Source organism: Pantoea sp. YU22 (assembly GCF_003970755.1).
Taxonomy (GTDB): Bacteria; Pseudomonadota; Gammaproteobacteria; order Enterobacterales; family Enterobacteriaceae; genus Pantoea; species Pantoea piersonii.
This window is the reverse complement of sequence record NZ_RYDU01000007.1, coordinates 190,775-203,512: the sequence shown is the minus strand read 5'-3', so window position 1 is coordinate 203,512 and position 12,738 is coordinate 190,775. Positions and strand designations below refer to the sequence as shown.

The following is a 12,738-nucleotide window of genomic DNA, read 5'->3' as shown; positions in this document are numbered from 1 at the left end:
GCGCTCTAGCATAGAGGCCTGTTTCTTAAACGAGAATGCCGACATGCTCGATCCCTCCTTTTTCAGCTACGTCACCGTTATGTCTATTACGCCCGGCCCCAACAATCTGCTGCTGGCGACCTCCGGGGTTAATTTTGGCCTGCGGCGCACGCTGCCGATGATCTCCGGCGTCCTGCTTGGCTGCCTGCTGCAAACCGCACTGGCGGTGCTGGCGCTGGAGTGGCTGCTGAGCTGGATGGGTGCCGTCAGAGTGCCGCTGACGGTCGCAGGTTGCGCTTATCTGCTCTGGCTGTCGTGGAAAATCTGGCGCGCGGACGCCCCGGCGCAGCGGGAAAAGGCGCATCCCATGACCATCGCAGGCGCCATCGGCTTTCAGGCGGTAAATCCTAAAGCCTGGCTGATGGCGACTAACGTGGCGCTGCTCTGGAGCGCGCAAAGCGGTCTGCTGCCGGTCATACTCGGCTTCGCGCTGGTGAACCTGCCCTGCATTCTTATCTGGGCGGCGCTGGGCGACCGGCTGGGCCTGCATCTGCAAACGCCGTGGAAGCGTCGTCTCTTCAACAGCGTGATGGCGCTGTCGCTGGTCGCCACGACGTTATGGATGCTGGTGGACGCGCTGCGTTAATCCGGCGCGCCGGAGCCGGTCTGCGACGGCCATTTCCAGTTGCGCACTTCCGGCACGTCTTCGCCATACTCGCGTACGTAGCGATGGTGTTCGGCGATGCGCTCCTGCAAATCATCCAGCAACTCCGGATGCCGGTCCGCCAGACCCGGCACGCGCAGAATCGCCTCCTGCGCCAGATGATAGCGGTCCAGCTCGTTAAGCACCGTCATATCGAACGGCGTGGTGGTGGTGCCTTCTTCATTGAAGCCGCGCACGTGGAAATTACGGTGGTTTTTACGCTGATAGGCGAGGCGATGCACCAGTGTCGGGTAGCCATGGAAGGCGAAAATCACCGGCTTATCGAGGGTGAACAGCGCGTCGAATTCCTCTTCGCTTTTGCCGTGAGGGTGCTGCTCCTGGGTCTGCAGCGCCATCAGGTCCACCACGTTCACCACGCGAATTCGCAGGTCGGGCAGATAGTCGCGTAGCAGATCCACCGCCGCCAGCGTCTCCAGCGTGGGGACGTCGCCCGCGCAGGCCATAACCACATCAGGCTCCTCGCCCTGCGGCGTGGTGCCTGCCCAGCGCCACTCGCCCATTCCCGCTTCGCAGTGCGCAATGGCGCTCTCCATATCCAGCCACTGCGCCGAGGGCTGTTTGCCCGCCACAATCACATTGATGCGGTCCCAGGTGCGCAGGCAGTGATCGCCGACCCACAGCAGCGTATTGGCATCGGGCGGCAGATAGATGCGCACGATATCCGCCTTTTTATTGGCGACGTGATCGATAAAGCCGGGATCCTGATGGCTGTAGCCGTTGTGATCCTGCCGCCAGACATGCGAGGAGAGCAGATAGTTAAGCGAGGAGACTGGCTTGCGCCAGCCGAGTTTGCGCGTCACCTTCAGCCATTTGGCATGCTGGTTGAACATCGAATCGACAATATGGATAAAGGCTTCGTAGCAGTTAAACAGGCCGTGTCGGCCGGTGAGCAGATAGCCTTCGAGCCAGCCCTGACACTGATGTTCGCTAAGGATTTCCATCACGCGGCCATCGCGCGCCAGCTGCTCGTCGTAGGGTTTAACCGGCTCCAGCCAGGTGCGGCTGGTGACATCGAAGACCGGCGTCAGGCGGTTCGAGGCGGTCTCATCGGGGCCGAACAGGCGGAAGTTATGCTGATTGCGCGCAAAAATCTCCGCCAGATAGCGGCCAAACTGCTCGGTGGCCTGCGCCAGCTGTGAGCCGGGCTCTTTTACATCAAAGGCGAAATCGCGGATATCTGGCGTTTTAAGCTCACGGCGCAGCACTCCACCGTTGGCGTAGGGGGAGGCCCCCATGCGTTTATCACCCTGCGGCGCCAGCGCGCGCAGCTCTGGTTTCAGGCGACCCTGCTCGTCGAACAGATCGTCCGGCTGATAGCTACGCAGCCACTGTTCCAGAATCTGGCGATGCCCCGCATCCTCGCGACAGGCCGCTACCGGCACCTGGTGCGCGCGCCAGAAATCCTCCACTTTTTTCCCGTCGACTTCCTGCGGGCCAGTCCAGCCTTTGGGACTGCGCAGAATAATCATCGGCCAGCGTGGAATGCCGTCCTGCTCGCCGCCCGTACGCGCCGCCTGCTGGAAAGCGGCGATGTTATCAAAGGCGTTTTCCAGCGTGGCGGCCATCTGTTGATGCATCTTCTCTGGTTCGTGGCCGCTGACGAACAGCGGTTCATAGCCATACCCGCGGAATAGCTGTTGCAGATCGTCATCGCTGGCGCGACCCAGAATAGTCGGGTTAGCGATTTTATAACCGTTGAGATGCAGGATCGGCAGCACTGCGCCGTCGCGCTGGGGATTGAGAAACTTAATGCCATGCCAGCTCGACGCCAGCGGGCCGGTTTCTGCCTCGCCGTCGCCGATCACGCAGGGCACGATCAGATCCGGATGATCGAAAGCCGCGCCAAACGCGTGCGACAGCGAGTAACCCAGTTCGCCACCTTCGTTGATCGACCCCGGCGTTTCCGGCGCGGCGTGGCTCGGAATGCCGCCGGGAAAAGAGAACTGCTTAAACAGGCGCTGCATGCCTTCGGCATCGTCGCTGATATGCGGATAGATTTCGCTGTAGCTACCTTCCAGCCAGGTATTCGCCACCATGCCCGGCCCGCCGTGGCCCGGCCCGCAGATATAGATAAGATTCAGGTCGCGCTGGCGAATAATGCGGTTCAGGTGCGCGTAGATAAAATTGAGGCCTGGCGTGGTGCCCCAGTGTCCCAGCAGACGAGGCTTAATATGTTCCGGCTGCAGCGGCTCGCGCAGCAGCGGGTTCGCCATCAGGTAAATTTGCCCGACGGACAGGTAGTTGGCGGCGCGCCAGTAGCGATCCAGCAGTTGCAACTCACTGGCAGCGGTCGATTGTGACATCGGGCATTCTCCTGGTTAGCGAAACGGTGACAGGTAAAAGCGTTTCATTAACCCTAATAGAGAATCCGCAACTCGACCAGGCGACGGGCAAGGACGCCGGGTGCACAAAAGTTAACAGCGCGGGGAGTATAAACTGACGAGCAAAGCGTCCCGCGCCATAGTGAGCGCCGGAAAAGCAGGCTGGGACAGGGATGCTCTGTTAGCGTTTTAGCGATCGGTTAATACGCGTTGTTCAGGCGCCACGGCCGAAAAAAAAAGCCTCGCTAATGCGAGGCTTTTTTGTCAAAACGCTTTATTTGCCGACGACATGGGCGGTTTCGCGCCCTTCGTCGTTCGCCGCGCCAGGGGTAACCGGCGAGTAGGCGAGCTTCAGGAGGCGGCTGGTATCCGCCAGCACTTTCTCCGTCAGCGCCACGTCGCCGTTGAGCTTGCGGCCCCAGGAAGGCACAACGGCGCGAATGCGGTTCTGCCATTCAGTCGAGGCCATTTGCTCCGGCCAGGCTTTCGCCATCAGCTCCAGCATAATAGGCGCTGCGGTCGATGCGCCCGGCGAGGCGCCGAGCAGGGCGGAGATAGAGCCATCCTGCGAGGTGACGACTTCAGTGCCGAGACGCAGCACGCCGCCCTCTTTGGCATCTTTTTTAATGATCTGCACGCGCTGGCCAGCGGTAACCAGACGCCAGTCGTCCGGATGCGCATCCGGCACGTAGGTGCGCAGTGCCTCCATGCGATCGGCGTCGCTCTGCAGCACCTGATCGACCAGATATTTCACCAGATCGAAATTCTTCAGCCCGACGTTCATCATCGGCAGCAGGTTGCCGCTGTTCATTGAACCGAACATATCCAGCAGCGAACCCTGTTTCAGGAATTTAGTCGAGAAGGTGGCGAATGGGCCAAACAGCAGCACCCTTTTGCCGTCCAGCACGCGCGTATCGACGTGCGGCACCGACATCGGCGGCGCGCCGACCGAGGCTTTGCCATATACCTTCGCCATATGCTGGCGTACCACGTCTGGATTCTCGGTGACGAGGAAGGAGCCGCCTACCGGGAAACCGGCATAACCGCTGACTTCCGGAATACCGCTTTTCTGCAGCAGCGGCAGCGCCGCGCCGCCCGCGCCGATAAAGACGTTTTTCGCCGTCAACACGCGTTTCTCGCCGGTGGCCAGCGCATGCAGCGTGACCTGCCAGCGGCCGTCACTCAGGCGTTTAAGATCGTGCACTTCCTGACGCAGACGCAGGCGGAAGCCAGGGTGCTTCTCCAGCGAAGCGATCAGCTGGCGCGTCACTTCGCCGAAGTTGACGTCAGTGCCCATTTCCGTCCAGGTCGCCGCCACTTTCTGTCGGCGATCGCGTCCTTTCATTACCAGCGGGATCCACTCGGCAATCTGCTGCGGATCTTCAGAGTAGGCCATGCCGCGGAACAGCGTGCTTTTCTGCAGCGCCTGATAACGCTTGCGCAGGAAAGCTACGTTCTCTTCGCCCCAGACAAAACTCATATGCGGCGTGCTGTTAATAAAACGTTCAGGCGAATGAAGACGCCCCTTCTGAACCTGATACGCCAGGAACTGACGGGAAATCTGGAAGGATTCATTGATCGCCAGCGCTTTGCTGATGTCGATGCTGCCATCCGCCTTTTGCGGCGTATAGTTTAGCTCCGCCAGCGCGGCATGGCCGGTACCGGCATTATTCCAGCCGTTAGAGGACTCTTCCGCCACGCTCTCGAGACGCTCGACCATTTCAATGGTCCAGTCCGGCTCCAGCTCCTGTAGCCAGGCGCCTAACGTCGCGCTCATCACGCCAGCGCCGATCAGCAGCACATCAACGTCTTTACGCTCGGACATCTGTGGTTTTTCCATGCCAGTGGCGCTCATTGCGAGCGTAAGGCTTAAAGCTGTCTTGCACATGAGGCGACATCTCCTCTCTCTGTTGACCTGATGCTCAACAGGTTCGCAGGCAAAATAGCCGCGCTTCTTGGGAACGCGTTGCGCTATTTCTCAAAGGTTAAGACTCAGGTTCGTTTAAGCGGGATGCAGGTTAACTGCACGTTATGCTTTGTCCATTGAATATAACATTCTCGCCTCTGAATTAAACATTTGTTTATTTTTTAAATGCAGAAATGATTCAGCATAAGAATTAATCATCTCAGGCTGGCGGCTATAAGGAATTTTTTACCGAAAACTCAGCAGGTTAACCGAATATGATGTTGCGTAAATGCACAATGACAGTGCAAGACAGGAAATGGAGAAGAATTCGCCTTATTTTATAAGCTTTTGATTTGAATGGTGTAAGCAGAAAGAGAACGATAAAGAATTTTTTATGAGGCGGGGTTTTTCAGCCGATCCTGTAAAAATAATGTTACATTTTTGTGATTCTTAACTGCCCGCTTCGGCGCAAAAACCGCCACGGGCAGGCCAGAGCATCAGGGACGAAACCAGCGGCGATAAATAAAGCGGATGACGTAAAACTCGATCGCGCCCAGCAGCAGGAACCACACGCAAAAAATCAGGGTGTAGAGCTGGTTGATATCCTGCAAGTGCAGCCGTTGCGTCAGGCTTTTAGCCATAGTCAGACCGAAATTCGGCGCGGGCAACAGCAAAGCAGAAAGAAAGCCAAGCAGCAAAATGCCGCCGGGAATAATCAGGGATTCAAAGGGGTTTTTCATCAGCAGGTTCCGCATTAATCAGCGCGGCTATTTTCCGGTAATCCGCGGCAGGGTTCAATCCCCGTGGTTGCTGTAGGGCCGCGTACCATTTTTATCCTGAGAAAAGGCTTAAGTACCATTAACTTAGCGGTAAAACATAGCGAACGATAAAAGTTATAGCCTTTGCTATACTTAAACCCATGATTTTCTTGTCTTTTTATCAGGCAGGATGCGTGTTAGACTGCGCGCTCTTTTACCAGACTGAACCTTTATTGCGGTAAAAAGCGGGTTTCTGAACGCTTTTTACCCTGACATTAGCCATTATGACTTTTATCGCAACCCTGATCCTTGCCTTCGGAATGTCGATGGACGCGTTTGCCGCTGCGTTAAGCAAAGGCGCGGCGTTGCATCGCCCCGGATTCAAAGAGGCGCTGCGCACCGGTCTGATTTTTGGTGCCATTGAAGCGCTGACGCCGTTAATTGGCTGGGCCGCAGGGCTGGCCGCCAGCCGCTATGTGATGGCCTGGGACCACTGGGTCGCCTTCTTTCTGCTGGCGTTCCTCGGCGGCCGCATGATGATGGAAGGTTTTCGACAGACTGCGACGGCTGAGCCGTGCGAAGCGCCGCAGCGCCATGGTTTTATGGTGCTTGCGACCACCGCGGTCGCCACCAGTCTCGATGCGCTGGCGGTCGGCGTCGGTCTGGCCTTCTTGCAGGTTAATATCATCGCGACGGCGCTAACCATCGGTATGGCGACGACGATCATGGCGACCACGGGCGTGCTGGTTGGCGGCTTAGTCGGTCCTGTACTGGGCAAGTGGGCGGAAGTGCTCGGCGGGCTGGTGTTGATTTCAATTGGCTGCACCATCCTTATCCAGCATCTCAATCTCTTCTCTTAACGCCTTGCGCAGAAAATTAATACTGTTTTTGTGATCTGCTTCAAAATTTATTGCCTGTAAAATGCACAAAAGCTATACTTTCACTGCATTTATTCAACAAATTTTGAATCAGGTGATCTATGAAACGCTTAGTAAAATACGTCTTCCGCGCTTACGTTGAGACCTTCAAATACGTTCCCCCCGGCGCAATGTACTAATCTGCTGCCAGCAGCGCCTGGCATCGCGGGCAGCTCATAACCCGTGATTATCATCTCGCTTCAGACCGTGCTGAACTGTTGCTGTGTCATGCGGTCTGCGCTCCGTCGACAGATCGGATGAGCGAAAGTCTGTACGATTTTTATCTTATCTTTTGCTAACCTGCGCGCGAATTTTCCTATAACAACGAGGCAGTAATGCAGCTTTGCAGTTTTTATCTTCCTGACCAGGCAAGAAAAAGTTTTGGCATCGTGCGTGAGAACGGCGTGGTAGATGTCGGATTGCGCCTGGGCGCGCAGTGCCCGGATTTGAAAACCTTTCTTGAACGTTCTTCCATGGCTGACCTGGCCGCTTTTCGCGAGATGCCGGCTGACTACGCTTTTTCCGCACTGCAGTTCCTGCCGGTGATTGAAAATCCAGGCAAAGTTTTCTGCGTCGGCATGAACTACGCCGACAAGCGCAAAGAGTTCTCCGAGACCCTGGATGCCCCTACGCTGTTTATTCGCTTCGCCGACTCGCTGACCGGACACGACCGGCCGCTGCTGAAGCCAGCGACCACCAGCGAATTCGATTATGAGGGCGAGCTGGCGGTTATCATCGGCAAACCTGCGCATCAGGTAAAAGCGGCGCAGGCGCTGGAATATGTCGCCGGCTACAGCTGTTTTATGGATGCGACGGTGCGCGATATGCAGTTTACCTGGTTCACCGCCGGGAAAAACTGGCCGCAGACCGGCGGCTTCGGGCCGTGGATGACCACTGCCGAAGCTGTCGGCGATCCGCAGGCGCTGGCGATTAAAACCTTCCTGAACGGTCGCGAAGTGCAGAACGACACCACCGGCAGCATGGTGCACAAGGTGGCGAATATCATCGAATATATTTCCGCTTTTAGTCCGCTCTCGCCGGGCGACGTCATTTTCACCGGCTCGCCGGGCGGCGTCGGTAAGAAACGCACGCCACCGCTGTTTATGTTCAGCGGCGACGTGGTGGAAGTGGAAATCGAAAAGATTGGCCGCTTGCGCAACGTGATCGCCTGATCCCGCTGCTGGCTGCGATTGTGCCCGATCGCAGCCTCTTCTTTTGTACCGCACCACAACTTTCCCCCGTCTCGCCTGCTGGTCACGCTTTCGCCGCCTACACTGAAGTAACACAACCATTTTCAGGAGTGGGTAATGAGGCGGAAGGAAAAACCGACGCGCTGGAAAAGCGGCGCGCTGCTGGCCGGGCTAGGGCTGGGCGCAGCGGCAACCTGGTGGGGCGTTCAGCAATGGCGACGTTTAAAGCAGACGCCGCCCGTTTCGCCGCGCAGTCACCATGCGGGACTGGCCGGCTATTTTCAACAGGTCGGTGAGTGGCGCATGTTTACCCGCGTCACGCCCAATGACGCGCCCGGTCTGCCGCTGGTGCTGGTGCACGGGCTGGTGATGTCGGGCCGCGCGATGGAGGAACTGGCGCTGGCGCTCGGCAATAATTACCGCGTTCTGGTGCCGGATCTGCCTGGATTTGGTGCCAGCGCGTTGCCGCCTTCCGCGCCGACGCTGTCGGTTGACGAGCAGGCCGACGCGCTCTGGGAGTGGCTGCAACACAATCAGCTGTCGCGCGCCATCTGGATAGGCAACTCCTTTGGCTGCCAGATCCTCGCTGCGCTGGCCGTCAGGCATCCTGACGCGGTGGCAGGGTTAGTGCTGCAAGGGCCAACGGTAGATCGTCACGCACGCAGTCTGGTGCGTCAGGCCTGGCGCGACTGGCGCAACGGCCGCCTTGAGCGGCACCGTTCTCCCGCATCGCTGGCGCGCATCGACTATGCCAAAGCCGGACTCTGGCGCGCGCTGCAAACCATGCGCGCGATGCTGCACGATCGTATCGAACAGCGCCTGGCTTACGTCAACGCACCGACCCTGCTTCTGCGCGGCTCGCGCGATGCGGTTTCGCCTGCGCGCTGGGTAGAAGAGCTGGGCGCGCTGCTGGCGCGAGGCGAGATAATGACGCTGCGCGGCGGCACCCATATGCTGCACTATGTTTATCCCTGGAGTTTCTGCCACGCCATTCGCCCGTTCCTGGCGCGCATTCAGCAGGAGAATCAGCATGAGTAAACCACCGAAGGGCATCGCCCGCTTCGACTCCGCCGCCGCCATGCTGATGGCGCTGGCCCACGCTCTGCATGACAAACCCTTCGACAGCCCAAGCCAGTCGCCGATGCTGGACCGCCTGCTCCCTTCGCTCAATCGTCTGCCGACCCGGCTGAAAGAGTGGGGCTACGCCATTGGCGGCATGGCGGAGGGGATCAGCGAAGCGCAGGCAGGGGATCTCGACGTCGAAGGCATTGCCGAGTGGATGGTGAGCGAATATCCGGAGCGTGACTATCCTGCCGCTTTTATCGGCTCATCGAACGGCGCGCTGACGCATCTTGCCGCCGCGATGGGCGCGCCCTGGCTGCCGCAAACTTTTCTCTGTCCGGTGCGTTCCCTTAATAACGATCCTGACGACGCGCAGGCGGGATTCGAGCAGGGCAAAGCAGTGGCGGCGGCGCTGCTGGCTGCCTGGCCGCGTCTGGCGGTGCACCATATGCAGGATCCGAATCAGGACAGGCTGATGCTCGATCAAATGAGCTATTTCCGTCTGAAGCTGCGCGCGCTGCCGCTGGCGTTTAATGAATTCCTGATGCGCAGTTTGCCGGATAAAAGCACCCTGTTCGTCAACCACTGCACGCGCCAGTGGCCGGTGACGCGCACCAGCGATCGCTCTTTCTTTCAGTTCGGCGCGCTGGGCGGCGCGACGGAGAAAGAGTATCTGCAGGGCGGCGGGCGCGTGGCGGAATTTCTGGCGCGCTACGGCAGCGATCGCAGCCGCTGGAATGCGCCCGCGCCAACCGATAATGTGCCGGAAGCGGAGTGGGGGCTGGATGAATATATCAAAGCGCCGTTAAAAAGGATGGCGGCCGACCGGAACTGGCAACTGCTGGAGATACGCTATCAGGACCCCGAAGCGTTGAGTTTCGTGGTGGCAGAGATCTACCGTGACTGGTATCTGGCGGCGGGGATCCACGCCACGCGTCTGACGGTCGATAGTTTCCTGCTGATGGACCCCTGGTGCACCATGCGCCAGCATGCCATTCCCTTCTGGCTGGTGTTCGGCACCGAGCCCTCAGCAGCAACGCTGTCTCGTTTTCTGGATCGCCAGCCGCGCTATCGCGATATCGATATGATGCTCTTTTCGCACGGCACGGAGAGCATCGGCATCGCGCCTGTCGAACGCTGGCGGCAATTGCTTGACCGCGCCACGCACGCCGGGGATTTTGTCGGCGTGGATACCGAGCGTTTCCCACACGATTTCGCCACTTTTGCCCGTTTTGACACCGCGCTGCGGGAACGCGCGCCGCTCTTTGCGCCGCCGCCGCCGCTCAGCGTAGAGAAGGTGATCGGCGGCATTGAGCGCTATGGTGCGCGCCACGGCGTGACGCTGCATAAGCTGAACTAGCCGGGCGAATGCCCGGCTCTGTGATTACGCGCCGTCGGTAATGGGCTTACGCACCAGGACCAGATAGGCGAGCGCGCCAGCCACGGCGATACCCGCGCAGATCATCAGCGCGAGGCTGAACGACTTAGTAGTATCCAGCACCCAGCCGGTGATGACCGGCGTAAAAGAGGCGAATACAAAACTGGCGAAGTTCTGGATACTGCCCACCGACGCGGTCATGCGTGCCGTGACGTTAGCGTGGATCAACCCCCAGCAGGAAGTGCCCGCAAAGTGGATGCAGAACAGCGCCATACCGATCAGCGTTACGGCGCTGGTGGTGTCAGTGGCGCGCGTCACGAAGGCGGTAAAGGCTGCCGACAGCAGCATGCCGGAGATAATGCAGACCTTCCGGGTTTTTACCGCGTCGAAGCCGCGACGCACCAGCGCATCCACCGCATAGCCGTTGAGCAGCATGCCCGCTGCGCCAAACAGGAACGGAATCGCCGCCAGCAGGCCGGTGCTTTTCAGATCCAGATGGTAGGTCGACTGCAGATAACCAGGCAGCCAGGCGATGTAGAGCCAGGCGGTATAGTTGATGCCGCTAAAACCGATCATCATGCCCCACATAGTGCGCTGCTTAAACAGGCCGCGCCATTCAGCGAAGCTCAGCGGCTCCTTGCGCGACGCGACGCTTCCCGCCTGCAGATAATGGATCTCCTCTGCGCTGAGGGTATTGTTGTCGCGGTCGCGATAAAGCATGTACCAGCCAATCGCCAGGAACATGCCGAGCACGCCAATGGTAATAAACATGCCGCGCCAGCCGAACGCCAGCATCATCGCGGCCAGAACCGGCGGCGCCACCGACAGCCCAATCATCGAGGCGGCGTTAAAGAAGCCCATCGGCATGCCGCGATCTTTAATGTTGAACCAGTCGTTGATGACCTTTACGCCGCACGGGTTCATCGGCGCTTCGCCGATGCCGAGACCGATACGCACCAGAATAAACTGGGTAAAGTTATGCACCAGCCCGGCGGCCGCCTGAAACAGCGACCAGAAAAACATCCCGATGCCTAACATAATGCGCGGGCCTTTACGGTCCAGCAGCGCGCCGCAGGGCAGCTGCGCCAGACCATACGCCAGCGAAAAGGCGGAGAGCAGCATGCCGATCTCCGTGGCGTTCAATCCCAGCTCCTCGCGGATCGTCATGTTGGCGACCGAGAGCGAACTGCGGTCAAGATAGTTGATGATGGCTGCGCACAGCAGCAGCAGCATGGCGGTGATCTGAATCTTGCGAATGCGCGGCGAGCGCACGATGTCGCTGCGCGCGGGCACATACTCCTGCCCTGGTTGCCCATCGGCAGCCGGGTTTTTAGCATCGCGAGTTGAGGTATTTTCCATGGCTTACTCCCGTAGCGGGGTCGTTATCGTCATCTGATGTCAAAGAACATAGCGGCCCAGCGGCCCGCCATGAGTTGCAGTCGAGACTAGAAGCAATGCAGCCATGATGTTGCGAAGTTGTTTCTGATTCGTGCGGAAGCTAATGCTTTGCGGTTTTTAATCGGTTTTTAATTGTACTGGCGAATAGAGCGTGCCATCGACGAGCGCGACGTGGCGAGGTGGTTATGCAATGCCAGCAGCGCATCGACATCCTGGCGGCTGATAAGCGCGGAGAGCAATGCCATATGTTCCTCCAGCGCCACGATATTGCGCTGCTTGAGATCGCGCTCATCCCACTGATAGTGCGAATGAAAAATAACGGAGATGATCTCCAGCGAGTGGTTGAAAAAGGGGTTGTTGGCAGCGGAGAGGATCAGCGAATGCAGCTCTTTATCCAGCGCGGCAAACTGGCGGTAATCGCTGGCGATGGTATCGCGTAGCGCACGGTGGCGATCCAGCAGGTCGCGGGCCTGAATCCAGCGCTCATCCTGCGACGGCAGGTTCAGAAAGCGCGTCAGCGCATGGGTTTCCAGCATTTCACGCAGTTCAAACAGCTTGTCGGCGTAGTCGAGCGTAAACTTCTTCATGCGCCAGCGTCCGCGCTTTACCGGCTCCAGCAGATCGTAACGCATAAAGCGCAGCAGAAACTCGCGCACTACCACCGGACTGACCTTAACCCGCTGCGCCAGCTGTAGTTCGCTAAAGGCGTCGCCGGGCGCGAGCTGACGCAGGTTAATCATCTCGAAAAACGCCTGTTCAAACTGGCTAGCCTGTTGCTCAATCGGCGAGGACAACTCGCTGAAGCCATCCTCGTCCTGCGGCTGACGCACAATCACGTAAGTGCCCGCAACCTTCTCCAGCACGCCGCGCTGCTCCAGATAGTGCAGCGTATGGCGCACCGTGGTGCGGCTGATATTGAACATCTCCGCCAGCGCCGCCTGCGCCGGCAGCGGCGAACGGATATGGTGCTGGGCGATCCCTTCCAGCATCTGGTTAATGACGTTCTGGCGCAGATTCAGGTTTCGGCTCACGGATGCTCCCCGGGTTTTTATTCATTAAAAACCATTCAAATCCCAAAAAAAACGTCACGCCTCACAGATCGCGC

At 58.5% G+C, this 12,738-nt stretch carries 11 protein-coding genes; 6 read left to right on the top strand and 5 right to left on the bottom strand.

From position 1 onward, the window contains the following. Nucleotides 1-43: 43 nt before the first annotated feature. A complete protein-coding gene (locus tag EKL29_RS12690; RefSeq protein WP_126689861.1) occupies nucleotides 44-625 on the top strand; it encodes a LysE family translocator in 582 nt (193 codons plus the stop codon). On the opposite strand, the gene EKL29_RS12685 is transcribed toward EKL29_RS12690, so the two are convergent. From EKL29_RS12685 to EKL29_RS12675, 3 genes are all read right to left on the bottom strand, one after another. Then, nucleotides 622-3,006, bottom strand: a complete 2,385-nt coding sequence (locus tag EKL29_RS12685) for a phosphoketolase (RefSeq protein WP_126689860.1) — start codon at nucleotides 3,004-3,006, stop codon at nucleotides 622-624. The two genes, EKL29_RS12690 and EKL29_RS12685, sit on opposite strands and share 4 nt — an antisense overlap. 292 nt (nucleotides 3,007-3,298) lie before the next feature. Continuing rightward, nucleotides 3,299-4,912, bottom strand: coding sequence for a malate dehydrogenase (quinone) (mqo, locus tag EKL29_RS12680; RefSeq protein ID WP_120457052.1), 1,614 nt, complete (start codon nucleotides 4,910-4,912; stop codon nucleotides 3,299-3,301). Nucleotides 4,913-5,427: 515 nt separating this feature from the next. Continuing rightward, a complete protein-coding gene (locus tag EKL29_RS12675; protein WP_120457373.1) occupies nucleotides 5,428-5,670 on the bottom strand; it encodes a DUF1158 domain-containing protein in 243 nt (80 codons plus the stop codon). 302 nt (nucleotides 5,671-5,972) lie between these two features. Here EKL29_RS12675 and mntP point away from each other — a divergent pair, with 302 nt between their 5' ends. From mntP to EKL29_RS12650, 5 genes are all read left to right on the top strand, one after another. Further along, the gene (gene mntP, locus EKL29_RS12670) at nucleotides 5,973-6,548 is read left to right on the top strand and encodes a manganese efflux pump MntP (RefSeq protein WP_120457054.1); all 576 of its coding nucleotides are present in this window, start codon (nucleotides 5,973-5,975) and stop codon (nucleotides 6,546-6,548) included. A 119-nt stretch (nucleotides 6,549-6,667) separates the two neighbouring features. Beyond that, nucleotides 6,668-6,745: a stress response protein AzuC gene (gene azuC / locus EKL29_RS23565; protein ID WP_120457375.1), complete on the top strand. Its 78-nt coding sequence runs from the start codon at nucleotides 6,668-6,670 to the stop codon at nucleotides 6,743-6,745. Between the two features lie 195 nt (nucleotides 6,746-6,940). Then, entirely contained in the window at nucleotides 6,941-7,777 is an 837-nt protein-coding gene (locus tag EKL29_RS12660) for a fumarylacetoacetate hydrolase family protein (RefSeq protein WP_120457056.1), read from the top strand. A 135-nt stretch (nucleotides 7,778-7,912) separates the two neighbouring features. Continuing rightward, the gene (locus EKL29_RS12655; protein ID WP_126689859.1) at nucleotides 7,913-8,833 is read left to right on the top strand and encodes an alpha/beta fold hydrolase; all 921 of its coding nucleotides are present in this window, start codon (nucleotides 7,913-7,915) and stop codon (nucleotides 8,831-8,833) included. Continuing rightward, the gene (locus tag EKL29_RS12650; RefSeq protein WP_126689858.1) at nucleotides 8,826-10,217 is read left to right on the top strand and encodes a hypothetical protein; all 1,392 of its coding nucleotides are present in this window, start codon (nucleotides 8,826-8,828) and stop codon (nucleotides 10,215-10,217) included. The genes EKL29_RS12655 and EKL29_RS12650 overlap by 8 nt, the downstream gene beginning before the upstream one ends. A gap of 24 nt (nucleotides 10,218-10,241) precedes the next feature. Here EKL29_RS12650 and EKL29_RS12645 read toward each other — a convergent pair whose 3' ends face one another. After that, complete coding sequence (locus EKL29_RS12645) at nucleotides 10,242-11,594, bottom strand: MFS transporter (protein WP_126689857.1); 1,353 nt, start codon at nucleotides 11,592-11,594, stop codon at nucleotides 10,242-10,244. A 167-nt stretch (nucleotides 11,595-11,761) separates the two neighbouring features. Beyond that, entirely contained in the window at nucleotides 11,762-12,664 is a 903-nt protein-coding gene (locus tag EKL29_RS12640; protein WP_120457064.1) for a GntR family transcriptional regulator, read from the bottom strand. Nucleotides 12,665-12,738 lie beyond the last annotated feature (74 nt).